Source organism: Microbacterium resistens (assembly GCF_031456305.1).
GTDB classification, from domain to species: Bacteria; Actinomycetota; Actinomycetes; order Actinomycetales; family Microbacteriaceae; genus Microbacterium; species Microbacterium resistens_A.
In genome coordinates this window covers 182,062-206,120 of sequence record NZ_JAVDUM010000002.1, presented here as the reverse complement: position 1 = coordinate 206,120, position 24,059 = coordinate 182,062, and the positions used below count along the sequence as shown (strand labels likewise).

Below are 24,059 nucleotides of genomic sequence, written 5' to 3'. Positions count from 1 at the left end.
CCGCCGGCGCGTTGACGGTGAACGCTGAGGGTGGGCGCTGAGGGTGGGCGCTGACCTCAGTCCTCGGCGGACTTGAGGTCCGCTCCGTCCTCGTCGTCCGTCTTCTCCGCGCCATCCGTCTTCTCTGCGCCGTCCGTCACCTCTGTGCCCTCCGGTGCGGCCAGGGCGTCCGGTCCCTCGGTGACGAGGAGGTGGAACTCTGCGGCGTCGAGGATGCGGATGCCGAGCTCCTCCGCCTTCGCGAGCTTGGATCCCGCCCCCGGGCCCGCGGCGACGAAGTCGGTCTTCTTCGAGACGCTCGACGCGGCCTTCCCGCCCGCCTTCATGATCGCCTCCTGCGCGCCCTCACGGGAGTATCCATCGAGGCTTCCGGTCGCCACGACCGTGAGGCCGTCGAGCACACCGCCTTCGGCGACGGCCGCTCCGGGGCCGGGGTGCCCCGGGGTCGCCCACTGCACGCCGGCCTCCGACCATCGCCGGACGATCTCCTGGTGCCAGTCGACGTCGAACCAGTCCAGCAGCGAATCGGCGATGATGCCGCCGACGCCCTCGACCGCCGCGAGCTCCTCCCGTGACGCGGCGCGGATCGCATCGAGCGAGCCGAACCACTGGGCAAGGGCGCGGGCGGCGACAGGGCCGACGTGACGGATGTTCAGGGAGACGAGCAGTCGCCAGAGCTCCTTCGTCTTCGCCTTCTCCAGCTCGGCGAGGAGCGTCAGCGCCTGCGTCGAGGGCTGCGGTCCCTCCCGCCCCGCCTTGCGCTCCGCCGCGGTCGGGTTGCGACGGAAGGGCGCCCTGGTCTTGACCAGCCCGTCCTCGTCCTCCTTCGGGAGCCCGGTCTCCGCGTCGCGGACGACCAGCTCGATCGGGACCAGCTGATCCAGCGTCAGGGCGAACAGCCCGGCCTCGGTCTCCAGCGGCGGGGAGGCCGGCGTCGTCGGCTGGGTGAGCGCGGCGGCGGTCACCTCGCCGAGGGCCTCGATGTCGAGCGCGCCGCGGGAGCCGATGTGCTCCACCCGCCCGCGCACCTGGGCGGGGCAGGACCGCGCGTTCGGGCAGCGCAGGTCGATGTCCCCCTCCTTCATCGGACGCAGGGGCGTGCCGCACTCCGGGCAGTCCGCGGGCATCACGAACTCGCGCTCGGTGCCGTCGCGCTTGTCCACGACCGGTCCGAGGACCTCGGGGATGACGTCGCCCGCCTTGCGGAGCACGACAGTGTCCCCGATCAGGACGCCCTTCGCCTTCACCACGTCCTTGTTGTGCAGGGTCGCCTGCCGGACGACGCTGCCGGCGACGTGCGCGGGCGCCATCACCGCAAACGGGGTGGCGCGACCCGTCCGCCCCACCGACACCACGATGTCCAGGAGCGTCGTCTGCACCTCCTCCGGCGGGTACTTGTACGCGATCGCCCATCGCGGGGCCCGGCTCGTCGCGCCGAGCTCGTCGTGCAGCGCGAGCTCGTCGACCTTCACCACGATCCCGTCGAGCTCGTGCTCGATGTCGTGACGGTGCTCGCCGAAGAAGGCGACGACGTCCGCGACCTCGTCGATCGTCCCGCACACGCGCGTGTGCGGGCTCGTGGGCAGCCCCCAGCCGGCGAGCAGCTCGTACACCTGGCTCTGCGCCGCGACCGGCGGCTCGGGCCACGCCCCGATCCCGTGCACGTAGAGGGCGAGGGACGCGACCCGCAACAGGCCGGCCTCGAGCTCCAGGCCCTCCTTCTTGTCCAGCTGCTGGCGCAGACCGCCGCTCGCCGCGTTGCGCGGGTTCGCGAAGGACGGGAACCGCCGGGCGGCCGCGACTCTGGCCTTCTCCTCGTCGAACGGCTTCTTCGCCCCGCCGCGGGCCTCCCATCGCGCCAGCGAGTCCGCGTAGGCGCGATCCCGGAACGAGGCCTGCGCCGCGTTGAGCCGCTCGAAGGCGGCGACCGGGATGAAGACCTCTCCGCGCACCTCGACGATGCGCGGATGCCCTTCCCCGACGAGGCGGGCGGGGATCCCCGCGACCCGCAGGGCGTTCTCGGTCACGATCTCGCCGACCCGTCCGTCGCCGCGCGTCGCCGCGGAGGTCAGGACGCCGTCCTCGTAGCGGAGGTTGATGGCGAGGCCGTCGATCTTGAGCTCGGTGAGCCAGGCGACCTCGCGTCCCGCCGAGGCCTTGGTCTTCGCCGCCCATTCGCGCAGCTCGTCGACGGAGAAGACGTTGTCGAGGCTCAGCATGCGCTCGGCGTGCTCGATGGTCGCAAGCCCCGTGCCCCCGGCGGCGCCGACCATCTGCGTCGGCGAGTCCTGTCCCTGGAGCTCCGGGTACAGGCGCTCCAGCTCTTCGAGCCGGTGCATCCACCCGTCGTAGGTGGCGTCGTCGACGAGGGACGTGTCGCGTCCGTAGTACGCGTCCTTCGCATCGAGGATGCGGGTGGTCAGCCCGTCGGCCTCGGCTCGGGCGGCTTCCAGCGAGATCTCGTTCTCCGGCACCTCGCAATTGTACGAGCGGCCGCCGACATCGACCGGCGCGGAGCGCGATCCGGACTCCGCGCCGGCCGATCAGGACTGCAGGAAGAGGAGGATCGCGCGAACGCGCCGGTTCTCGTCGGTCGGGGCGAGTCCCAGCCCGGAGAAGATGTTGCCGACGTGCTTGCGGACGGCGGCGTCGCTGAGGTGCAGCGCCCGGGCGATGTCCCCGTTCGAGGCGCCCTCGGCCATGAGCGCCAGCACCTCCCGCTCCCGTGGGGTGAGACCGTCCAGAGCGCTGGGCGCGTCGCGCCGGAGCAGATGTCGCGAGACCTCAGGGTCGATCACCGTCCCGCCCGCGACCACGGTCCGAAGCGCCTGCTCGAAGTCCGCGACCCTGTTGACGCGCTCCTTCAGCAGATACCCGACCCCGCCCTCCGGCAGCGTGAGCAGGTCGCGCGCATAGCGATCCGCCACGTACTGCGAGAGCACGAGGATCGGCTGCGACGGCCGGTCCCCCCGGATCGCCAGCGCGGCGCGGAGCCCGTCGTCGGTGTCGTCCGGCGGCATCCTCACATCCGTCACCACGATGTCCGGGGCGGGGTCCATCGCGCGGTAGCGGGCGCGCAGCTCGTCCGCGGTGGCCGCCGTGTCGACCACGTCATGCCCCAGCCGTGTGAACAGCGCGCTGAGCGCCTCGCGGAGCAGCGCCGAGTCCTCAGCGAACAGGATCCGCATGGCGGCTCGCCTCCTCATCGTCCGCCGTCTCCGGCGGGGATTCGGCGACCCTCCGGGTCGCGGGCAGCGTCAGGACGAGCCGCGTCGGACCGCCCGGAGGCGAGACGATCTCGAGGGTCCCTTCCAGAGCGGCCGCGCGGGCGGCGAGCCCTGCCAGACCCGTGCCCTGTTCCGGGTCGGCGCCACCGCGTCCGTCGTCGACGACGTCGACCACCAGCGCGCCGCCGGCCGTCCGCGCCGTGATCGTCACGCGGGACGCGTCGGTGTGCTTGGCGACGTTGGTCAACGCCTCGGTGACGAGGAAGTAGGCCGCCGCTTCCTCTGCGGCTCCCGCCCGCTCCAGCCCTTCGCCCAGGATCCGGACCGGGACGGCGGCACGGCCGGCGAGCTCGTCGAGCGCCGCGCCCAGCCCATGGTCCGTGAGCACCGCGGGATGGATGCCACGGACGGTGTCTCGGAGGATCGATGCCGCCCGCTCCGCCTGGTCCTGGGTCGCGGCGAGCGCGGCCCTGGCCGGCTCCCCCTCCGAGCCGAGCGCACCGAGCTCCAGCTCGAGGACGGCGAGCCGCGAGGCGAGGACCACAAGCTCCTGCTGCACGCCGTCGTGGAGGTCCCGCTCGATCCGTCGCCTCTCCTCCTCATGGGCGGCCACGATCGCCGCACGCGATCGGGTGAGCCGCTCGACGCGCTGATCGATCTCCGCGTCCCGTGGTGCGAGGAGCCAACGGACGGCCACCGCCTGCCCCGCGGCCAGGAGCATGTTGAGATAGGCCGCGATCACCAGCAGGCCGAGGGCGATGAGGGCGGGCTTCCACCAGTCCGCAGGAGTCATCCGGATCCACGTGTCCCCGAACAGCCGCGCCCGCCCCTCCCACTGGCTCACCATCGCGATCGGCACCGCGACCACGGCGATGAGTGCGAGCGCCTCGAAGAAGAGCGTCACCAGGGCCACGGCGCCGACGGCGATGTCCAGCAGGAGCACCAGCAGCTCGCGCCAGGTCGCGGGCTCCGTCAGCCGCACGTTCAGCCAGTTGTGCCGCTGGTCCCGTCCCACCCGGACATGCCCGGAGGGCTGACGGGGGAATCCCAGCATGCGCAGCCGGAGGCGCTCGATCATCCCGCACAGGATCGCCCAGAGCGGGAGCAGGACGAACAGGACGATGCTCGGCAGCAGGAACAGCGCCGCGATGACCGCGCTGAGGGCTGTATAGCCCAGCGCCAGCCACGGCCAGCGGGAGAAGAGCACCCGCCACGGCGGACGCATGAGCGCCTGCGCGACGTTCTCCGCCGGGAGCGGCGCAGGCCCATCGATCCGCCGACTCGTCATCGGGCCAGTCTAGGATCGCGCGCTCCTCCGCGATCGGGCGGAGGACAAGAGTAGCGCCAGGTCTACCCCGTCCCTCTCCCCCGGCCCCTGAGTACACAGCGGGACGCGAGCGCGCGCCGGGCGCCGAGGAGTCCCTTCGGCTCGCTGAGATGACCGCCAACTGCCCCAAGCCGCTCTCAGTCGCTGTCTGACTGGCGCGCCAGTCCGGTGTCTCTCAGGACCATCCCCAAACGAGCAGCTGCCGTTGACGGCAAGAGGCCCGGGTCAAGGTCACCGGGCCTCCTATGCGTGGATCAGCGTGTCTCGATGGGGTGGTCTGTATCCACTTCATCTTGCTGGTTCCGGACCGCTTGGTTGGCGGGGAGCTCGTTCCGGTGGGCGCGGATCATCGATCCCTTGAAGAGCATCACTCGCACGCGTTCGCCGTAGCGCTGCCCCTCCAACGCGGGGTGGCCCTGCCAGAACACACCTGCAGCGAGAACGAAGCTGAAAATGGCCGTGAGCGTCAGGACGAGGCCCGGCATTGAGCCGGTAGGCCCCGCCAGAATGAAGGACAACATTGCAGCGACGAGGAGAACCACGCAGCACAGTCTTGGCCACCAAGAAGCGGTTCGCGTGTCGATCCAGCAGAGCAATACGCCCCAGCTCAGGCCGAACGAGCCGGCCAGAATCCATGCCATTCGATGCCTCCTCCAGACGAGGGTCTAGTAGCAGTCGCCATCGTTGTATCGCCAGACCGATGGGGCCGGGGCCACGATGATGACAACGCACTCACCAGCACCGTTGGCGATGCCAGCTTGCCCTACAAGATAACCCGCGAGTGCCCCGCAGACCCCAGCGAGTGCAGGATTCGCAAAGAGCCCCAACGCACAGATACCTGCGTTGCCGCCGCCATTGGCGACGTCCCGAGTCTCGTCACGATTGAGCTTCGCACCGTATCCAGCGTTCCACCAGGCCCACGTCGGATCAGCCACGATCGGATACGCCGTCGATGCCGAGGGGGTCACCACCTGAACGAGCCGATCACCTCGGATCTCGTATCGAGTCGCGACATCTGCGCCGTTGGCGTCCTTCGCCCACGGGGAAGCGACCGGCACCAAGATGCCATCACCGTTAAGGAATCCGAAGTTCCCCTCGCCGTCCTGGACAGGCGTGAACCCATCCAGCTCATAGCCGAACTCATGTGCACTCGTCGGCGAAGCCAGCACCGTTTGCACGCGGGTAGATCCGTCGGCGAGCGTCTGCACAGCAATCGCATCTCTCGAGGCGGGCGACGCACCCGCATCCGCATACACGACCGTCCCATCTGCCCCGATCGTCCCCTCCGCGGAGACGAATCCCTCAGGCAAAGTGATGGCGGTACGGATCGTCTGCCGCTGATCGCGCCCATCCACCTCGGCCGTAACGTCGACGAAATCAGGAAGAGTCAGCGGCACAGACACCGCCGTGTTCTGAGCCGAGACGTTGAAGGCTTCCTCCTTGGTGAGCCCAGTGACGACGCTGGCCGACGGAGCGACTTGAGCTATCTGCTCCGCAACAGCATCGGCTACTACACCGTCGTGATCGTCTGCGGCGAATGCTGGTGTCGACATCGTCACGGCGAGTGCGACCGCTATCGCTCCCGCGATAACCGGAGTACTGGTGATCCGCTTCTTCACGATTCTGTCCTCTCAACCATCCAACTACGTGGTCCTTCGACAGTAATTAGACACAGTCCAATTGTCTGTCACCCTTTTGGGGGACAGACACGGCATTGATCCGGCAGTGTGATCTCGAAGCCTTCCCCGACAGCGGTATCCCGGCTCGCAGAGCCGCCCGTCAGGGTTCGACTGACAATGCACTGCTCCCACGGCAGCGTCCATCTCCTCGACCTCGGGGCGCTCTTCGAAGAGTAGCGCCAGGTCTACCCCGTCCCTCTCCCCCAGCCTCCTGCGTCCGCCACCGCGTCCCGATGGACTGGGGGGATGAACGAGATCGTGCTGCACGCCACCGGCGTGACGAAGGAGTACGCGGTGGGACGCGAGCGCACCCCGGTGCTGAGGGGCGTGGATGTGGAGGTCCGCGCGGGCGAGATGCTCAGCATCGTCGGCCCGAGCGGCTCGGGCAAGTCGACGCTCCTGTACTGCCTCGCGGGCCTGGAGCGTCCGTCCGGCGGCGAGATCAGATTCGAGGACGTCGACCTCCACTCCGCCTCCGCGGCGCGCCTCGCCCGGCTGCGCCGCGATCGCCTCGGATTCGTGTTCCAGGCGTACAACCTCATCCCCTCGCTCTCGGTGCGCGAGAACGTGGCCCTCCCCGCGCGCCTCGCCCGGCGCCGCAGCCCGGACGTCGACGGCGCCCTCTCGGCCGTCGAGCTCGACGGCCACGGCGCCAGGCGTCCGGGTCAGCTGTCCGGCGGCCAGCAGCAGCGCGTCGCGCTGGCCAGGGTCCTGGCGGCGCGACCGCGACTCGTCTTCGCCGACGAGCCGACCGGCGCCCTCGACTCCGCGACCGGCGTCGTGGTCCTCGACCTCCTGCGCGCCTCCGCGGCGGCGGACAGGGCGGTCGTGCTGGTCACGCACGATCTGGAGGCCGCAGCGCGCGCCGACCGCACCATCGTCCTGCGGGACGGGCTCGTCGTCGCCGAGCTGACCCGGGCCACCCCGGCGCAGATCCTCGACGCCCAGCGCGGCGGGGTCCGCGCATGATCCGCCTGCTGGCCGCCGAGCTCCGCCTCGAATGGCGCTCCTGGGCGGGTCTGGTCCTCGTCGCCGCGGTCGGCTCGCTGGCTCTCGGCGTGGGCGGGTCGATGCTCGAGACCGGGATCACCGCCGGCGGACGGTACGCGATCGGCTTCGGCGGCGCCGCATCCATGGTCCTCGTCTTCAGCGGCGCGAGCGCCGTAGCGGTGACCGCTGCCGTCGCTCGACTGGCCGTCGACCTCGGACGGGCGTCCTATGCGCGCTGGCTGCTGGCGGGGGCGGGGCCACGGCAGGTGGGCGGCATCGTCTCCATGCAGGTGGCGGTCATGAGTCTCCTCGGAGCACTGGCGGGGCTCGCGGCGACATCGCTGGTCGCCGCCCCTGTCGTTCACGGAGCCTTCGAGGGCGGATCCGGCGGGTATCAGGAGGTCCCGGTCGTGGTGGGCCCCCTGACGGCGCTCTTCGCCGTCGGCGGCATCCTCCTGGTCGCGCTGCTCGGCGGCCTCTCGGCGGCCAGACGGGCCGCGCGCACCCCGCCCCTCGACGCGCTCAGGGAGCCGGAGGCGCAGGGCAGGCGCATGCGCTGGTGGCGGTGGGGCCTCTTCGCCGCGATGGTCGCGGCGGCGACCGCGGCGTGCGTCAGCTGGCTCTCGCTCGCCGCGGTGGCGACGGACGATGACCGCAACACGCTGATCTCCCAGACGCCGCTCATCGCCCCGCTGCTCTCCCTGGTCGTCGTCTCCGGCGGCCCCGTCCTCTACGGCGCCGTCCTTCGTGCCTGGACCGCCCTCATCCCCGCCCGCGCCTCCTCCGCCTGGTTCCTCGCGCGTCACCAGGCCCGCTATCACCTGGGGCGCAGCACCGCGTCCGTGACCCCGCTGTTCACGGGGACGGCGATGGTCGGCGGGCTGTACACGGTCACCGCGATCTGGGGGGATGCGGCCAGGGCGTCGGGCGAATCGTTCAACGGCCTGCAGCTCGGACAGGTGATCGTGCTCCTCGGCGGCCCGGTGCTGCTGGCCACGGTCGGCGCGGCCGTCGTCGTCTTCATGAGCAACCGTGCCCAGGCCAGGGAGCAGGCGCTGCTCTCGGCGAGCGGCGCCACGACGGACGTCATCCTCCGCGCCGCCGTGTGGCAGGCCATGATCCACGTGCTGACCGCGGCGATCCTCGCCATCGGGGTGATCGTCGTCACCGGCCTGCTCGCATCGGTCATGCTCGCGCCGTTCTATCCCGTCGTCGCCCTCCGGTACGACCTCGCGGGCACCGCGGCGATCCTTGCGCTCGGCCTCGTCCTCACGGTCGCCGCGGTGGCGCTCCCCGTGGCCGCACGGCTACGGGAGCCGGTCGCCACGGCCCTCGCCGTCACCTGAGGTCTCCCCCTGTGCGGGGCGAGCCGTGCGGGGCCCGGACAGGAAGGATCCGGCCGGGCTCAGACGCCGACCGGGACCGCGGAGACGGTCCGGTCGATCGTGAACTGGCCGAGCACGCGCGTGCCGACGTAGAGGACCGCGCTCTGCCCCGGAGCCACCCCGTCGAGCGGGGCGTCCGGGATCACCCGCACGCCGTCGTCCGTGACGAACGCCCTGGCGGGGACCGGGTCGGCGTGGGCGCGGATCTGGACCTCGCAGCCGAACTCCTCGACGGCGGGGGCAGCCCCCGCCCAGGAGCGGCGCTCCCCGGAGATCTCTCCGATCGCCAGCGCCTCCTTGGGGCCGACGACCACCGTGTTCGAGACCGGCCGGACCTCCAGGACGAAACGGGGCTTGCCGTCCGCCGCCGGCACGCCGAGGCGGAGGCCGCGACGCTGCCCCACCGTGAAGGCATGCGCGCCCTCGTGCGTGCCGACGACGGCACCCTCACGATCGACGATGTCGCCCTGCTCCGCGCCGACCTTCTCCGCCAGCCAGCCGCGGGTGTCGCCGTCGGGGATGAAGCAGATGTCGTGGCTGTCCGGCTTCTGGGCCACGCTCAGACCGCGCTCGGCGGCCTCGGCGCGGACGAGCGCCTTGGACGGGGTCGCCCCGAGGGGGAAGTAGGTGCGCGCGAGCTGCTCGGCGTCGAGGACTCCCAGCACGTAGGACTGATCCTTCGCGGCGTCCGACGCACGATGCAGCTCGAGCCCTTCGGAGCCGTCGACGAGCGTCGCGTAGTGGCCGGTGCAGACGGCGTCGAAGCCCAGCTCAACCGCCCGTTCGAGGAGGGCCGCGAACTTGATCTTCTCGTTGCAGCGGAGACACGGGTTCGGTGTGCGACCCGCCCGGTACTCGGAGACGAAGTCCTCGATCACGTCCTCACGGAACCGCTCGGAGAAGTCCCAGACGTAGAACGGGATGCCGAGCCGGTCGGCCGCGCGACGCGCGTCCATCGCGTCCTCGATCGTGCAGCATCCGCGGCTCCCGGTGCGCAGCGTCCCGCCCGCTCGGGAGAGCGCCAGGTGCACGCCGACCACGTCGTGACCGGCCTCGACCGCGCGCGCCGCGGCCACGGCCGAGTCGACGCCGCCGCTCATCGCCGCAAGGATCCGCATGTCCCCAGTCTAGGAGCGCTCTGCTGGACGGGCACCGAGCGTGCCGCCCGACGCCCTGGCGTAGACGTCGCCGATGAGCGACAGGACGGCCAGGACGTCCTCGGACCCCGAGGTCCGCCCGAGCGTGAAGCGGATCACGCAGCGGGCCTCCGCCTCGCTCCGCCCGAGCGCCTGGACGACGTGCGAGGGCTCCGCGACGCCCGCCTGGCACGCGGAGCCGGCGGATGCGGAGATCCCGGACTGGTCGAGGAGGAACAGCATGCTCTCGCTGGGGGCGCCGGGGAAGAGCAGATGGGCGTTTCCCGGAAGGCGTCCGCCCGGATCCGGATCTCCGAGCAGCTCAGCGTCGGGGACCGCGGCGAGGATCCCCCTCACGAGCTCGTCCCGCAGCTCTCCGAGTCGTCGTGACTCCTCGATGCGCTCGCACTCGGCAAGCTCCGCGGCGAGCGCGAGCGCGGCGGCGCCGGCCACGTCCTGCGTGCCGGCACGAAGGCCCCGCTGCTGTCCCCCGCCGTGCAGGATCGCGGTCATCCGCGCCGTCCGGGATACCACCAGCGCCCCCGTCCCGGCCGGGGCGCCGATCTTGTGACCGGCAAGGCTCATCGCGACGAGGCCCGCACCGACGGGAGCATCCCCCCTCAGCGCGCCGAACCGCACCGGGAGATGTCCGAGTGCCGAGACCGCGTCCAGGTGCAGCGGCACACCGGCGCCCGCCGCCGCTCGGGCCAGGCGGGCGGCGTCGTTCACCGTCCCGACCTCGTTGTTCGCGACGAGGGCGGTCGCCAACGCCGTTGCGGGGTTCGCAACCGCGTCCTCGAAGACGGCCGCGTCGATCCGCCCATGCGAGTCGAGCGGGACGGAGACCATCCCTGCCCCTTCGCCCGCGAGCGCGGCGACGGTGTCGAGAGTCGCGTGGTGCTCGCCGTCGGGGATCACCACGGCCGTGGTCGGCTCGGACCGCGCGCGCCAGAGCCCCTGCAGGGCGAGGTTCACGGACTCGGTGCCCCCGGAGGTGAAGACCACCTCGATCGGCTCGGCGTCGAGGACGGCGGCGAGGCGCTCCCTGGACTCCTCCAGCAGACGCCTCGCCCGCTGTCCGGCACCGTGCGTCGAGGAGGCGTTGCCGACGACGGCCGCCGCGCGCAGCCATTCGCGGGCCGCCTCGTCGCGGAGCGGGGTCGTCGCGGCGTGATCGAGATAGTGCACCTCCCCACTCTCCCACCGTGCGCGGCAGCCGGGCACCCCGATCCGCGCATAGGCTGTCTCCCATGTGCCCGCACGCCACCGCCCTGTCCATCGACCAGGTCGCCGACAAGGCGTGCTCGTTGTGCAGCCCGGCCTACGACGATCTGGGCGTCCGCGTCCGGGACGGCGTCGGGACGCTCCGCGTCTGGTCCGTGAACGCGACGGCGATCCAGCTGGTGATCTTCGACAGCGCGGACGTGGACTGGGCCATCGCCGACCTCCCGCTCGCGCCGGTCGGCGAAGGGGTCTGGGAGATCACGACGCCCCAGCTCTCCGTGGGCGCGCGATACGCGATCCGCGTCACCGGGCCCCAGGGCGGCGGCAACTCCTTCGACCCCAGCGCCGCCCTCATCGAGCCGTACTCGCGAGGCCTCGTGCGCGCGGGCGGGACGGACGACTGGCGTTCGGTCGTCGTCGACGGGACGTTCGACTGGGGAGGCGTCGAGAAGCCGGGGACGCCCCTCGCGGACACGGTGATCTACGAGGGGCACGTCAAGGGCCTCACCAAGCGCCACCCCGACATGCCGCCGGCCCTGCACGGCACGTATGCGGGGCTCGCCCATCCCTCGATGATCGAGCACTTCCACTCGCTGGGCATCACCGCCGTCGAGCTGCTGCCCGTGCACGCGTTCGTCTCCGAGCCCTGGCTCCAGCAGCGGGGCAGGGCGAACTACTGGGGGTACAACACCCTGAACTTCTTCGCACCGCACGCGCCGTACGCCACGACGGAGGCCCGCCGGAGCGGTCCGGAGGCCGTCCTCCGGGAGTTCAAGGGCATGGTCAAGCTCCTGCACGCCGCGGGCATCGAGGTCATCCTGGACGTCGTCTACAATCACACCTCCGAGGGCGGGCCCGACGGCCCTCGGACGAGCCTTCGGGGCATCGACAACGCCCGCTACTACCGGCAGCAGCCGGACGGCTCCTCCTACATCGACACCACCGGCTGCGGGAACACCCTGAACACCTCGGTCGACGCGGCGGGACGGCTCGTGCTGGACTCGTTGCGCTACTGGGCGCAGGAGCTGCAGATCGACGGCTTCCGCTTCGACCTCGCCGCGGCCCTCGGCCGGGACTCCTCCCACACCTTCGCGCCGGGGCATCCGCTCCTCCAGGCGATCCGCACCGACCCCGCCCTCGCCGACGTCAAGCTCATCGCCGAGCCCTGGGACACCGGCATGGGCGGATGGCAGACCGGGAACTTCGAGCCCGGCTGGCACGAATGGAACGACCGGTACCGCGACCGTGTGCGCAACTTCTGGCTGAGCGACATCGACTACGCGCGACGCGCCGCCAGCGCCCCGGTCGGCATCGGCGGTTTCGCGACACGTCTCTCCGGCTCCTCCAACACGTTCTCCCAGGAGCGCGGCCCGCTCGCGAGCGTCAACTTCGTCACCGCGCACGACGGCTTCACGCTGCGCGACCTGGTGTCCTACAACGTCAAGCACAACGAGTCCAACGGCGAGGACAACCGCGACGGCGCCGAGATGAACCGCGCGTTCAACCACGGCGCGGAGGGCCCGACGACCGATCCGGTCATCGAGGCCACCCGGCGCAAGGCCATGCGGAACCTGCTCGGAACGCTGCTCCTCTCCGCGGGCGTGCCCATGCTGACCGCCGGAGACGAGACCGGCCGCAGCCAGGACGGCAACAACAACGCGTACTGCCATGACTCGCCGCTCACCTGGCTCGCCTGGGAGCACGAGGACTGGCAGCTCTCGCTCCGCGACCACGTCTCGACCCTCATCCGCCTGCGCAAGGAGAACCCGGCGCTGCGGCCGACCCGCTACGCCCGGCTCGGCGAGGAGACCCCCGGCGCGAGCGAGATGTACTGGTACGACCAGAACGGCGCGTCGATGTCGATCGACCGCTGGACGGATGCCGCGAACCGAACGCTGCAGTACGTCGCCGCGGCCGAGGCCGAGGAGACCCCGAACCGGGTGCTGCTGATGGTGCACGGCACGGAGAGCGCGATCGACGTGCGGCTCCCCGCGGCCCCCGGCGTCACCCGCTACGTCTCGCTCTGGTCCAGCGCCGACGAGCGCCCGAGCGGGGTGGAGACCCTGCACGCGCCCGGCGACGTGATCGCGCTCCCCGGCACGTCGATGCGCCTGTTCCGCGCGGAATGAGACACCCCGCGAGGATCCGCTGACGCGTCTGCTATCCGCACGACCCGGGGAACGGTAGGTTCAGGGTGTGGCCGCTCGATCCGTTACCCGTCCCACGCCCGACATCCTCCGGAGCCCGGCGCAGATCCCCCTGCGACCCGCGCCGCCGCAGCCCGATACAGAGGCCCTGACGACGCGCATCCCGCTCTCGGATCCGCGACCGACCGCGCCCGGCGGATTCTCCCCGAAGGCGTTCGAGGGCGAGGTCGTCCCGTTCCGGGTCATCGCATTCCGCGAGGGGCATGATCTGATCGGCGTGCACCTGCGCCTCCGCTCCCCCGACGGCGTCGAGTCGCTGCACCGGCTGGCTCCGGTCGAGGACGGCACGGACGGCTGGGAGACGTCGATCGCACTGGATGCCCGGGGACGCTGGTCCTTCCGATTCGAGGCCTTCGCGGACGAGTTCGCCACCTGGGCGCACGCCGCGGAGCTGAAGATCCGCGCGGGCGTCGATGTGCCGGTCATGCGGATGCTCGGTGCGGGCCTCCTGTCCCGCGCCGCCGCCGACGCGGGACGTCCTGCCCCGGAGCGCGCGCGGCTGAAGGCCGACGCGAACGTCCTCGCCGCGCCCCACGACACCCCCGAGGCGGCGGACGCAGCGCTCGCCCTGCTCCAAGACGACACGCTCGCCCGAGCCTTCCGCGAGCGCCCGCTCACCGCCCTCGACTCCGCCACCGCCTGGCAGACGCTGCTCGTCGAGCGCACCAGGGCGGGCGTCGGCGCCTGGTACGAGTTCTTCCCACGGTCGGAGGGGGCCGTGCGCCGGGCGGACGGCTCGATCGCCGGCGGCACCTTCCGCACCGCGGCCGAGCGTCTGCCCGCCATCGCCGGGATGGGCTTCGACGTGCTCTACCTCCCACCGATCCATCCCATCGGGCGCACGCATCGCAAGGGGCCGAACAACACGCTCGTGACCGCCCAGGGCGACCCGGGATCCCCGTGGGCGGTCGGCGCGGCCGAGGGCGGGCACGACGCCGTCCATCCCGATCTCGGCACCCTCGCCGACTTCCGCGCCTTCGTGGAGCGGGCAGGCGGCCTCGGGATCGAGGTCGCCCTCGACCTCGCCTTGCAGGCGGCCCCCGACCATCCGTGGGTCGCCGCCCACCCGGAGTGGTTCACGACGCTCCCAGACGGGACGATCGCCTACGCGGAGAACCCGCCGAAGAAGTACCAGGACATCTATCCGCTGAACTTCGACGACGATCCGGCGGGGCTCGCCGCCGAGGTGCTGCGGGTCGTCGAGCACTGGATCGCACAGGGCGTCCGCATCTTCCGCGTCGACAACCCCCACACCAAGCCCCTGCGCTTCTGGGAATGGCTCATCCGCACCGTGAACGCGCAGGACCCGGACGTGGTCTTCCTCGCCGAGGCGTTCACGCGCCCCGCGCCCCTGCGGGGCCTTGCCGCCGTCGGCTTCCAGCAGAGCTACACCTACTTCACCTGGCGGAACACGAAGGCGGAGCTCGAGGAGTTCCTCACCTCCGTCACGCAGGAGACCGCCGACTACCTCCGTCCCAACCTCTTCGTGAACACCCCCGACATCCTCACGGAGTACCTGCAGTTCGGCGGGCGCTCCGCCTATCGGATCCGTGCCGCGATCGCGGCGACCGCCGCCGCCTCCTACGGCGTCTACGCCGGCTACGAGCTCTACGAGAACGTCGCGAGGCCGGGCTCCGAGGAGAACATCGACAACGAGAAGTACGAGTACAAGCTCCGGGACTGGGATGCCGCTGAGGCCGCGGGAGACTCCCTCGCCCCGTACCTGCGGCGCCTCAACGAGATCCGCCGTGCGCACCCCGCTCTCCGGCAGCTGCGCAACCTGCGCGTGCACTGGAGCGACGACGACGCGATCCTGGTCTACTCCAAGCATCTCGACGCGGCCTTCACCGGGACGGGGGCGCCGGACACCCTCATCGTCGTCGTCAACGTCGACCCGCACTCGGTGCGCCAGACCACGGTCCACCTCGACACGCGCGAGTGGGGCGTTGAGCCCGGCGAGGCCTTCGAGGTCGAGGATCTGCTCACCGGTGCGGTCTGGCCGTGGACGGACCACGCCTTCGTGCGACTCGATGCGTTCACCGAGCCGGTCCACATCCTGAGAGTGAGGGAGCAGGGATCATGATCACCGTCGAACCCGTCGTCCTGGAGTCCGTGAGCGCGGGAACGCATCACGACCCGCATTCCATCCTCGGCGCCCATCCGGAGGTCGACGACGAGGGACGCCGTTCGACGACGATCCGCGTCCTCCGCCCGCTCGCCGAGACCGTCACCGTCCTCCTCTCCGATGGCGGATCCGTGCCCCTGACCCATGCTGCCGAGGGCGTGTGGGAAGGCTCGGTCCGAGGCGCCCCAGGGCCGTATCGCGTCGCGGCGACCTACGAGAACGCCCCGGACTGGATCTCGTCCGACCCCTACCGGCATGAGCCGACGGTCGGCGAGCTGGATCTGCACCTCATCGGCGAGGGCCGCCACGAGCGCCTGTGGGAGGCGCTCGGGGCGCATCCGCTGATCCACGACGGCGACGCCGGGGTCGCGTTCGCCGTCTGGGCGCCGAACGCCAGGGCCGTGCGCGTCGTCGGAGACCACAACGGCTGGGACGGGCGGCTGCACGCCATGCGCTCGATGGGCGCCAGCGGCGTCTGGGAGCTCTTCATCCCGGAGGTCGAGGTCGGCGCACGCTACAAGTACGAGATCCTCACGCGGGCCGGTGAGTGGATCCTCAAGGCGGATCCGATGGCGCAGCTGGCCGAGACCCCTCCGGCGACCGCGTCGGTCGTCACGCGCTCTTCCTACCGATGGCAGGACGGCGCCTGGATGACGCGGCGCGCGGCAACCCATGCCGTCGCGCAGCCGCTCTCGGTCTACGAGGTGCACCTCGGCTCGTGGAAGCCGGGACTCGGGTACCGCGAGCTCGCCGACGAGCTCATCGCCCACGTCACGGCGACCGGATTCACCCATGTCGAGCTCATGCCGGTCGCCGAGCACCCGTTCGGCGGGTCCTGGGGGTACCAGGTCACGGGGTACTACGCGCCGACCCATCGCTTCGGCGAGCCGGACGACCTTCGTCACCTCGTCGACCGGCTGCATCAGGCCGGGATCGGCGTGATCCTCGACTGGGTCCCCGGCCATTTCCCGAAGGACGCGTTCGCCCTGGCCCGCTTCGACGGCGAGACGGTCTACGAGCACCCCGACCCGCGCCGCGGCGAGCACCAGGACTGGGGCACCCTGATCTTCGACTACGGCCGCGCCGAGGTGCGGAACTTTCTCGTCGCCAACGCCCTGTACTGGCTGGAGGAGTTCCACGTCGACGGGCTTCGCGTCGACGCGGTGGCCTCGATGCTCTATCTCGACTACTCGCGACGCGACGGCGAGTGGGAGCCGAACGTCCACGGCGGCCGGGAGAACCTGGAGGCGATCCGGTTCCTCCAGGAGGTCAACGCCACCGCATACCGACGGCACCCCGGAATCCTCATGATCGCCGAGGAGTCGACGAGCTTCCCCGGGGTCACCGCGCCCACGGATCATGCCGGGCTCGGGTTCGGCTTCAAATGGAACATGGGCTGGATGAACGACTCCCTGGAGTACATCCAGCGGGATCCCATGTACCGCGGGCACCACCAGGGGGAGATGACCTTCTCCTTCGTCTACGCGTTCGGCGAGAACTACCTGCTCCCGATCAGCCACGACGAGGTCGTGCACGGCAAGGGCAGCCTCCTCGCGAAGATGCCGGGCGACCACGCCCAGAAGCTCGCGAACGTCCGGGCGTACCTGGCGTACATGTGGGGGCATCCCGGCAAGAACCTGCTGTTCATGGGGCAGGAGTTCGGCCAGCTCGCGGAATGGACGGAGTCCCGCGGCCTGGACTGGTGGCTCCTCGACCAGCCCTCGCACGCCCAGCTCCAGTCCTTCGTCGGTTCCCTGAACCGGACCTATCGCGGCAACGCCCCGCTCTGGGAGCGCGACGGCGACGGCTCGTCCTTCACGCGGATCGGGGCGCCCGACTGGGACCCGAGTGTCGTCGCCTTCATCCGGAGGGACGCGCACGGCGGCCATCTCGCGGTCATCAGCAACTTCGCCGGCGTCACGCGAACAGGGGTCGCCCTCGATCTCCCGCTCGCGGGCGCCTGGAACGAGGTGCTGAACACCGACGCCGCCGAGCACGGCGGACACGGTGCGGGCAACCTCGGCATGGTCTACGCGAACGAGCGTGACGACGGCTCCCCCCGGGCGATCGTCACGCTTCCTGCGTTGTCGACGCTGTGGCTGCGCTATCAGCGCGACCCGCACATCCCCACGGCGACGCGCGGCTGAGGCCGTCTGCGCAGGACCGTCGGAACCCGCGGAGGAGGACGGTCAGAACAGCAGGGATGCGAGGCGCTTGCGCGCGACGACGACCCGCGGATCCGCGTCGCCGACCAGCGCGAACAGCTCGACGAGGCGCTCGCGCACGCGAACGCGCTCGGCGTCCTCCGTCTCGGCGAACAGCGTCAGCAGGCGGTCGAAGGCGTCGTCGACATGCCCGCCGGCGACGTCCAGGTCCGCGACCGCGAACTGGGCATCCACATCGCGAGGAGCCGCTGCCGCGGCCTCGCGCACGGCGTTCAGGTCGAGTCCCTGGGTGCGGTGCAGCAGGCGCACCTGGCCGAGACCGGACCGGGCGTCCTCATCGCGGGGGTTCTCCGCGAGCGCCTTCTGGTACGCCGTGATCGCGGCGGCGAAGTCGCCCGTCTCGATCGCGTCGTAGGCCGCCTGGTGCAGCGGCGGGAGCGGCTTCTCCTCCGCCTCAGCCGGCGGCTCGGCGCCGTCGACGGGCACGACCCCGGTCACGCCGTTCTGCGCGGCGACCTCGAGGAGCTTGTCGAAGACCTGGCGTACCTCTGCCTCCGGCACCGCCCCGGTGAAGAGCGGCACCGGCTGCCCGCCGATCAGCGCGACGACCAGCGGGATCGACTGCGCGCCGAAGCCCTGGGCGAGCTGCGGGTTGGCATCGACGTCCACCTTGGCGAGCACGACGCGTCCGGCGAGCTCCAGGACGACACGCTCGAGGATGGGGCTCAGCTGCTTGCAGGGGCCGCACCACTCCGCCCAGAGGTCCATGACCACGGGAACGGTCTTGGAGAGCTCCAGGATGCTGCCGAAGGTCGCGTCGGTCACATCGACGATGAGGTTCGCCGCACCCTGCCCGCCGGCCGACTGCGCTCCTGACGGCTGCGCACCGGCCGGAGCCGCCGCGGGACGGTTGCGCAGCGAGGAGAGATCGACGGCGCCACGAAGCGCTGCGGGAGAGATGTCGCTCACGGGATGACCTCCACGGAGAGGAGCCGCTGGGTGGCGGCGAGAAGGGTGATGGGTTCCTTGGAGTCCTGCCCGGGGACGGAGAAGAACAGCTGCATCCCGTAGGTCGTCGTGAAGCCCTTCGCCGACGACTCGACGCCGGTGAGCGCCTTGGCCGACGGGTTGTTCGTCAGACGGATGTCGACGCCGGCCTGCGTCGGGGCGACGGCCTGCACGTCCTTGAGCGTGACGGCAACGACCGCACCGCTCGTGATCGAGGACACGGCGACGGGCGCGTCATCGCCCGGGACCGCGTCGAAGGACATCGACGACGTGGTCGACGCGCCGCTGGCACCCAGCTTCTGCACGAGGTCTGCGCGGCTCGCCTGGATGGTGGCCGCGAACTCCACAGCGGTCTTGTCGAACTTCGCGTAGGACGCGCTCTTCTCGGCGTTGTCGATGACATCCGCGAACTCGGTGGCGAGCTTGTCGGGGGTCACCGCGAGGAACGGCGAGTCCGGCGGCGCGAGCTTCGCGCCCAGCCAGGCCGGCGCCATGTCGGGAAGCTTGGCCGATGCCTGCATCTCCGAGAGGTAGTCGACCTTGTAGTCCGCCCAGGGATCCTGCTGGGACATGGTGAGGATCAGCGGAGGCACCGTGTCGTCGCTGCCGTGCTGGACGAGCATGAGCGTCGTCCTCGGCCACGCGTCATATGCCTGCGGCACGAGGATCTGGATCTTGTCGGCGGGGATGACCGGCGGGAGCGCGAAGTCGGGCACCGTCCCGCGGACCGCGTAGGCGGTCGTGCGCTCGGCCAGCGCCGAGCCGGACAGGCGCGTCCCGGCGAGGGTCGAGTCCCGCGTCTCGTCGGCCTGCGCGAGGGTCTTCGAGACGTTCTCCAGGACGCGAGCCGCCTGGGCCTCGGTCATCGCCGGGGCCTGCTGGTTCGCATCAGGCGTCGCGGTGGGAGACGGACTCGCCGTCGGGCTGGCATCGGGCTGCGGCCAGGCGTCGGGCGAGCAGCCGGTCAGCAGGATCGCGGAGAGGCCGATGGCGGGGACCACGAGCAGTCCACGACCGCGGGGGCGCGAGGACGCGGAGCGCTCGGCACGGGCCGGCGGCTCCGGGGGCGTTGTCCCCTGCCGCGCGCCCTCGGACACAGAGCCGACCTCGATCGCACCAGTGCGCCGGCGGGCGACGTCGACCGGCTCGGTCGGGGGCATCGGCGGCGGGCCCTTCCGACGGGGACCGCGGCCACGGCGGGAATGCAGCACCGCGAGGACGTACAGCACGAGGCCGAGAAGCATGAACGCGCCTCCGGCGACCATCAGCGGGCCGGCCCACGGGGTCGCGGTGTCCAGCGGCCAGGACAGGACGACGTCCTTCGGGGCCGGAGCGCTGCCGTCCGAGGCGACGAGGACGCTCACGCCCTCCGGCAGCTGCATCCGGTCGATCAGGGCGTTCTCATCGTTCACCGTCTCCAGCCACAGGTCGGACGCGGCGGGGTTGCGCACGGCCTCCGCCTGATCCGTCGCACTGGAGCTGGAGGAGCTGGAGCTGGACGAACTCGCCGCGGCGTCGGCCTTCGGCTCGACGACCTCGCTGACGGGCTTGCCCGACTTGTCGAGCGACACGTGGTTGTACGACACGTCGGAGAGCCAGGCCTCGAGGTCCGCGGTGCGGGCCTGTGCCGCGAGGATCGGGCCATCGCCCCGGGCGACGAGCGTCTGCTCCCCCGGGTGGGAGCGCAGCACGTCGCCGTCGATCATGGTGTAGCGCTGCTGCTGATCGACGCTCAGCTCGGCCTTGACTTCCTTGGGTCCGAGGAAGATGGTCCGCTGGGCGATGCCGGTCCCGATCAGGACCGCGGCCAGCACGAAGGCCAGGACGGCCCATACAAATCGCACGAAAAGACTCCTCCGCGATCCACGGACTCGTGCCGTGGATCTCGCTCGACGTTTCAGACTAGCGAAACGACCTGAAAGGATGCCAGGCGCGGGCGTCGCTCCCCCGACAGGCTCCTCTGCAAGGCTACGCTGTCGGACGAGTCCGAGGGAGCCGTATGAAGATCCACAATCCGTTCCGCACCGCGCTGGTGGCGACGCTCGGTGTCGGTCTGGGCCTGCTCTTGATCGAGAGCGTCCAGTCGCTCTCGACGATCCTGCTCTATGTGGGCACGGCGCTCTTCCTCAGCCTCGGCCTGGATCCCGCGATCGCCTTCCTCACCAGGCACCGCCTCCCCCGATGGGCTGCCGTTCTCATCTCGATCCTCGGCGTTCTCGGGATCTTCGCCGGGATCGTGCTGATGGTGCTCCCGGTCCTCATCGACCAGATCAGCCAGCTGGTGCGGCAGATCACGTACTTCCTCCAGAGCACCTACATCGGCGACGTCAAGGACTGGATCCTCTCCGTCTTCCCCGGCCTGCAGCCGTCATTCCTCGACGAGGTCGTCAGCAATGCCCAGAAGTGGCTCGGCGAGAACTGGAGCTCGATCACGGAGAGCGTGGTCGCGGTCGGCACGGCGATCGTGGGAGGGCTCTTCGGCGCCTTCATCGTCCTCATCCTGACGATCTATTTCACCGCTGCGATCCCCTCCCTCAAGGGCGCCGTCTACCAGCTTGCCCCCGCCTCCAAGCGAGCGCGGTTCATCGACCTCGCCGAGCAGATCACCGCCTCGGTCGGCTATTACGTCATGGGCCAGGTGACCATGGGCGTGATCAACGGGGTCCTGAGCGCGATCTTCCTCTCCATCATCCGCGCCCCCTTCCCCGTGGTGCTGGCCGTCATCGCGTTCTTCTTCTCGCTCATCCCGCTTGTGGGGACCCTGACCGGCTCGTCGATCATCGTGCTGATCTGCCTCATCCCCGGGCTCGGCGGACTCCCCTATCCGACGACCGCGATCGTCGCGGCGATCTACTACCTGATCTACATGCAGATCGAGGCATACGTGATCTCGCCGCGGGTGATGAACCGGGCGGTCTCGGTGCCAGGAGGCGTGGTCGTCATCGCGGCCCTGGCCGGAGGCGCCCTGCTCGGACTCCTGGGGGCGCTCATCGCGATCCCGGTCGCGGCGAGCATCCTGATCATCTACCGCCAGGTGCTGATCCCGCGCATGAACGAGCGCTGACCCGACGTCCGGGCCCACCGCCCCGTCGCAGCGTTGCCCCGCCCTTCCACGACCGTTCCGGTCGCGAAATCTGCCGTCCGGAGCGGCTTCTCGCGGCACATATCGCGACGGGAACGGCCGAAGGCGGGGGAAGCGCGACAGTCAGCCGGCGGGCCACTCCGTCGGCAACGGCAGTGCCTCGGGGTTGACCGCCGCGACGATCTCGGTCAGCACACGCCTGGTCTGGTTCTCCCCCACCCAGAGGTGCTTGCCGCCGTCCACCGGGATGATGGTGGCGTGCGGGATCGACGCGAACCGCTCCTTCGCCGCGTCGGGGCGGAGATAGTCGTCGAACTCCGGGATCAGCGCGATCACCCGACGCGGGTCGTCGGCCCAGGCCGCGACCTCACCCTCGGTCGCCCGATGCAGGGGCGGGGAGAGGAGGATCACGCCTTCCACGTCGTGCTCCCTGCCGTACTTGAGGGCGAGCTCCGTCCCGAAGGACCAGCCGACCAGCCAGGGCCGGGGCAGCCCACGCTCGTGCACGAAGTCCATCGCGGCATCGAGATCGTGCCGCTCCGCGACGCCGCCGTCGAAGGCGCCGTCGCTCGTGCCCCGAGGGGAGGTCGTCCCGCGGGTGTTGAATCGGAGCACCGCGAGATCGGCCAGCGCCGGAAGACGCCCCGCGGCCTTGCGGATGATGTGGGAATCCATGAACCCGCCCGCCGTGGGCAGCGGGTGGAGAGTCACGAGGGTTGCCACCGGCGCGTGCTCCAACGGCATCGCCAGCTCGCCGACGAGCGTCAGCCCGTCCTCGGTGCGCAGCTCGATGTCCTCCCGCCGCGCGGGAAGCTCCCGCGGTCCGCGAATCTCCATCTCAGCCCTTCCTCCAGCATCCGTTGTGCCAATGCCGTCGCGCGGCGAGGTCGGCCGCATCGCCGAGCACCCCGTCCGCCCGCCAGACGACGAGGTGCGCCGTTCCGCGGAGAACCGTCCCGGAGCACCCGGGACAGACGTACTCCTTCTGCGCCTGCGCGGCCGAGACCGGCTGCACGTACCATTCACCGCCGCCGCGCATCTCAGTGCGCTTCCAGCCTGCGATGAGGCGGTCCAAGGAATCGTCGTTCGATCGTTCCGGACGTCGTCGGTGCGAGCGGGGCATGGCCTAGAGGCTGGTCACCACCAGTGGTTGTTCGACCAGAACGACTGCGCGGCGGCCCAGCTGCCGTAGCGGCCCACGGCATAGCCGTTGGCCCAGCGCAGGTTGTCCACCGGATCGAAGCAGTTTCCGGGGACCTTGCTGCACGGCAGCGCCTGGACGAGTCCGCTCGCGCCCGAGCCCGAGTTCACGGCGTTCGGGTTCCAGCCGCTCTCGCGGCTGACGATGTAGTCGACGTATCCCCAGTCGGCGGGATCGATGCCCGCAGCGGCCAGCCATGTAGAGGAATCGCCTCCACCGGTGTACTGGACCGGCCCGGAGCCGCCGCCGGAGCTCTCCCCTGAGGAATCCTCGCCCGTGGAGGCGGGAGCGGGGGCCTGCGTCGGCGTCGGTGTGGGCGTGGGGGTCGGCGTGACGTAGACCTCGAAGCCGTCGCGGCTCATGGGCGTCGCCTGCGCGCCCTGCACGGTCACGGTGATGTTCTGCGCGTCCTTCGCCGCGAGCGAGTACGTCGTCTGAGCGGCCGCCACCGGTGCGGGCGTCGCCATCGCGAGGCCGGCCGGCGCGAGGATCGCCGCAGAGAATCCCACGACGGCGACGCCGGCGAAGATCGCCGAGAAGCCGCGACGACGCGTCCAGTGCGATGCACCGGACGCGGAGCGGGAGGAACGGGCTGTGTCCTTGACGGCGTCCGCTCGGGCAGCGGCGGTCGAAACCAAATCGTTATCGGGAGTCACAATGCGCACTAGTCTAGCGAGGGCTTTCTGAATCCACCATGGGAACACACGGAGTGCCCGAGGTTCCGTCATCGGACGGCGAGCAGCACCTCGATCGTGGAGTCCAGCAGCGCGTCCACCTGCTCCTCGCGGTATCCGCGGCGCTGCATCCGGAAGGCCGCCTGCCGCACCTGCTCCGCGGACAGGGCGTCGCCGTCGCGCAGATACCGGACGATGCGGTCGGCGACGTGGTCCACCTCATCGATGCGGTACCCGAAGGTCAGGAGTCCCGTGCGGGCGAAACGACGTCCTTGCGGGCGTCCGAGATGATCCAGAATCACCTGCGCGTCCGTCCTCGCCCTCCGCACCCAGGCCCGTGCCCCCCGCTGGGACAGCGCCGTCGTGCGCTCCCGCTGGGCGAAGGCGTCCTCCACGCGGGCGAGAGCGGCGTCCACGTCCGCGATCTGGTAGCCGCCCCGGACGACCGGGAACGACGCCGCACGGATCGAGGCGGAGTCCAGAGTGGGCGGATCCGTCTCGAACGCGTCCTTGGCGCGGGTCAGGAAGACATCGACGGCCGCACGCTGATATCCCTTCTCCTTCCCCTTCGCGAGAGGGAAATGCGTCCGGGCCGCGGAGTCGGTCGCTGAATCTGAGAACGTCACGGT

General features: G+C 70.7%; 19 protein-coding genes. 6 read left to right on the top strand and 13 right to left on the bottom strand.

Annotated features, from left to right (window positions below; genetic code table 11):
* Positions 1 to 56: 56 nt before the first annotated feature.
* From ligA to J2Y69_RS03005, 5 genes are all read right to left on the bottom strand, one after another.
* On the bottom strand, positions 57 to 2,474 hold the full coding sequence (gene ligA / locus J2Y69_RS03025; protein WP_310017409.1) for an NAD-dependent DNA ligase LigA: 2,418 nt from the start codon (positions 2,472 to 2,474) through the stop codon (positions 57 to 59).
* A 69-nt stretch (positions 2,475 to 2,543) separates the two neighbouring features.
* Entirely contained in the window at positions 2,544 to 3,188 is a 645-nt protein-coding gene (locus J2Y69_RS03020; protein WP_310017407.1) for a response regulator transcription factor, read from the bottom strand.
* Positions 3,169 to 4,515 (bottom strand): sensor histidine kinase, encoded by a 1,347-nt coding sequence (locus J2Y69_RS03015; protein WP_310017405.1) that lies wholly within the window; start codon positions 4,513 to 4,515, stop codon positions 3,169 to 3,171. Before J2Y69_RS03015 ends, J2Y69_RS03020 begins: the two co-directional genes overlap by 20 nt.
* Before the next feature lie 293 nt (positions 4,516 to 4,808).
* On the bottom strand, positions 4,809 to 5,195 hold the full coding sequence (locus J2Y69_RS03010) for a hypothetical protein (RefSeq protein ID WP_310017403.1): 387 nt from the start codon (positions 5,193 to 5,195) through the stop codon (positions 4,809 to 4,811).
* 24 nt (positions 5,196 to 5,219) lie between these two features.
* The gene (locus tag J2Y69_RS03005; protein ID WP_310017401.1) at positions 5,220 to 6,173 is read right to left on the bottom strand and encodes a hypothetical protein; all 954 of its coding nucleotides are present in this window, start codon (positions 6,171 to 6,173) and stop codon (positions 5,220 to 5,222) included.
* A 306-nt stretch (positions 6,174 to 6,479) separates the two neighbouring features.
* Here J2Y69_RS03005 and J2Y69_RS03000 point away from each other — a divergent pair, with 306 nt between their 5' ends.
* Positions 6,480 to 7,202 carry an ABC transporter ATP-binding protein gene (locus J2Y69_RS03000; protein WP_310017399.1) on the top strand — a complete coding sequence of 241 codons (723 nt, stop codon included), beginning with the start codon at positions 6,480 to 6,482 and terminating at the stop codon, positions 7,200 to 7,202.
* Positions 7,199 to 8,569: an FtsX-like permease family protein gene (locus tag J2Y69_RS02995; protein WP_310017396.1), complete on the top strand. Its 1,371-nt coding sequence runs from the start codon at positions 7,199 to 7,201 to the stop codon at positions 8,567 to 8,569. The genes J2Y69_RS03000 and J2Y69_RS02995 overlap by 4 nt, the downstream gene beginning before the upstream one ends.
* A 59-nt stretch (positions 8,570 to 8,628) precedes the next feature.
* Here J2Y69_RS02995 and mnmA read toward each other — a convergent pair whose 3' ends face one another.
* Together mnmA and J2Y69_RS02985 are read right to left on the bottom strand one after the other, a co-directional pair.
* Entirely contained in the window at positions 8,629 to 9,726 is a 1,098-nt protein-coding gene (gene mnmA, locus J2Y69_RS02990; protein ID WP_310017394.1) for a tRNA 2-thiouridine(34) synthase MnmA, read from the bottom strand.
* Between the two features lie 9 nt (positions 9,727 to 9,735).
* The gene (locus tag J2Y69_RS02985) at positions 9,736 to 10,932 is read right to left on the bottom strand and encodes a cysteine desulfurase family protein (protein WP_310017392.1); all 1,197 of its coding nucleotides are present in this window, start codon (positions 10,930 to 10,932) and stop codon (positions 9,736 to 9,738) included.
* A gap of 62 nt (positions 10,933 to 10,994) precedes the next feature.
* Between J2Y69_RS02985 and glgX the strand changes: the two genes are divergently transcribed.
* The 3 genes from glgX to glgB all read left to right on the top strand — a co-directional run bounded on the left by glgX (position 10,995) and on the right by glgB (position 17,447).
* The gene (gene glgX / locus J2Y69_RS02980; protein WP_310017390.1) at positions 10,995 to 13,097 is read left to right on the top strand and encodes a glycogen debranching protein GlgX; all 2,103 of its coding nucleotides are present in this window, start codon (positions 10,995 to 10,997) and stop codon (positions 13,095 to 13,097) included.
* A gap of 67 nt (positions 13,098 to 13,164) precedes the next feature.
* Entirely contained in the window at positions 13,165 to 15,258 is a 2,094-nt protein-coding gene (locus J2Y69_RS02975; RefSeq protein ID WP_396653025.1) for an alpha-1,4-glucan--maltose-1-phosphate maltosyltransferase, read from the top strand.
* Entirely contained in the window at positions 15,255 to 17,447 is a 2,193-nt protein-coding gene (glgB, locus tag J2Y69_RS02970; RefSeq protein ID WP_310017388.1) for a 1,4-alpha-glucan branching protein GlgB, read from the top strand. Before J2Y69_RS02975 ends, glgB begins: the two co-directional genes overlap by 4 nt.
* Before the next feature lie 42 nt (positions 17,448 to 17,489).
* Here the strand turns inward: glgB and J2Y69_RS02965 are convergent, their stop codons facing one another.
* Both J2Y69_RS02965 and J2Y69_RS02960 read right to left on the bottom strand, forming a co-directional pair.
* On the bottom strand, positions 17,490 to 18,434 hold the full coding sequence (locus tag J2Y69_RS02965; protein WP_310017386.1) for a tetratricopeptide repeat protein: 945 nt from the start codon (positions 18,432 to 18,434) through the stop codon (positions 17,490 to 17,492).
* A complete protein-coding gene (locus J2Y69_RS02960) occupies positions 18,431 to 20,317 on the bottom strand; it encodes a glycosyl transferase (RefSeq protein WP_310017384.1) in 1,887 nt (628 codons plus the stop codon). The genes J2Y69_RS02965 and J2Y69_RS02960 overlap by 4 nt, the downstream gene beginning before the upstream one ends.
* 155 nt (positions 20,318 to 20,472) lie before the next feature.
* Here J2Y69_RS02960 and J2Y69_RS02955 point away from each other — a divergent pair, with 155 nt between their 5' ends.
* A complete protein-coding gene (locus tag J2Y69_RS02955) occupies positions 20,473 to 21,537 on the top strand; it encodes an AI-2E family transporter (protein ID WP_310017382.1) in 1,065 nt (354 codons plus the stop codon).
* A gap of 141 nt (positions 21,538 to 21,678) precedes the next feature.
* Here the strand turns inward: J2Y69_RS02955 and J2Y69_RS02950 are convergent, their stop codons facing one another.
* The 4 genes from J2Y69_RS02950 to J2Y69_RS02935 all read right to left on the bottom strand — a co-directional run bounded on the left by J2Y69_RS02950 (position 21,679) and on the right by J2Y69_RS02935 (position 24,056).
* Positions 21,679 to 22,392 (bottom strand): alpha/beta hydrolase, encoded by a 714-nt coding sequence (locus J2Y69_RS02950; RefSeq protein WP_310017379.1) that lies wholly within the window; start codon positions 22,390 to 22,392, stop codon positions 21,679 to 21,681.
* 1 nt (position 22,393) lies between these two features.
* Positions 22,394 to 22,678 (bottom strand): hypothetical protein, encoded by a 285-nt coding sequence (locus J2Y69_RS02945; RefSeq protein ID WP_310017377.1) that lies wholly within the window; start codon positions 22,676 to 22,678, stop codon positions 22,394 to 22,396.
* Positions 22,679 to 22,692: 14 nt separating this feature from the next.
* Positions 22,693 to 23,394, bottom strand: coding sequence for an aggregation-promoting factor C-terminal-like domain-containing protein (locus J2Y69_RS02940; RefSeq protein WP_310017376.1), 702 nt, complete (start codon positions 23,392 to 23,394; stop codon positions 22,693 to 22,695).
* Between the two features lie 86 nt (positions 23,395 to 23,480).
* Positions 23,481 to 24,056 carry a DivIVA domain-containing protein gene (locus tag J2Y69_RS02935; protein WP_310017374.1) on the bottom strand — a complete coding sequence of 192 codons (576 nt, stop codon included), beginning with the start codon at positions 24,054 to 24,056 and terminating at the stop codon, positions 23,481 to 23,483.
* Between the last annotated feature and the right edge of the window lie 3 nt (positions 24,057 to 24,059).

Coding starts and splice junctions, on each gene's coding strand:
- J2Y69_RS02950 (WP_310017379.1), bottom strand. CDS start 22,392: ATGGAGATTCGCGGACCGCGGGAGCTTCCCGCGCGGCGGGAGGACATC.
- J2Y69_RS02955 (WP_310017382.1), top strand. CDS start 20,473: ATGAAGATCCACAATCCGTTCCGCACCGCGCTGGTGGCGACGCTCGGT.
- J2Y69_RS03010 (WP_310017403.1), bottom strand. CDS start 5,195: ATGGCATGGATTCTGGCCGGCTCGTTCGGCCTGAGCTGGGGCGTATTG.
- J2Y69_RS03015 (WP_310017405.1), bottom strand. CDS start 4,515: ATGACGAGTCGGCGGATCGATGGGCCTGCGCCGCTCCCGGCGGAGAAC.
- glgB (WP_310017388.1), top strand. CDS start 15,255: ATGATCACCGTCGAACCCGTCGTCCTGGAGTCCGTGAGCGCGGGAACG.
- J2Y69_RS02945 (WP_310017377.1), bottom strand. CDS start 22,678: ATGCCCCGCTCGCACCGACGACGTCCGGAACGATCGAACGACGATTCC.
- J2Y69_RS03020 (WP_310017407.1), bottom strand. CDS start 3,188: ATGCGGATCCTGTTCGCTGAGGACTCGGCGCTGCTCCGCGAGGCGCTC.
- J2Y69_RS03000 (WP_310017399.1), top strand. CDS start 6,480: ATGAACGAGATCGTGCTGCACGCCACCGGCGTGACGAAGGAGTACGCG.
- mnmA (WP_310017394.1), bottom strand. CDS start 9,726: ATGCGGATCCTTGCGGCGATGAGCGGCGGCGTCGACTCGGCCGTGGCC.
- glgX (WP_310017390.1), top strand. CDS start 10,995: ATGTGCCCGCACGCCACCGCCCTGTCCATCGACCAGGTCGCCGACAAG.
- J2Y69_RS02995 (WP_310017396.1), top strand. CDS start 7,199: ATGATCCGCCTGCTGGCCGCCGAGCTCCGCCTCGAATGGCGCTCCTGG.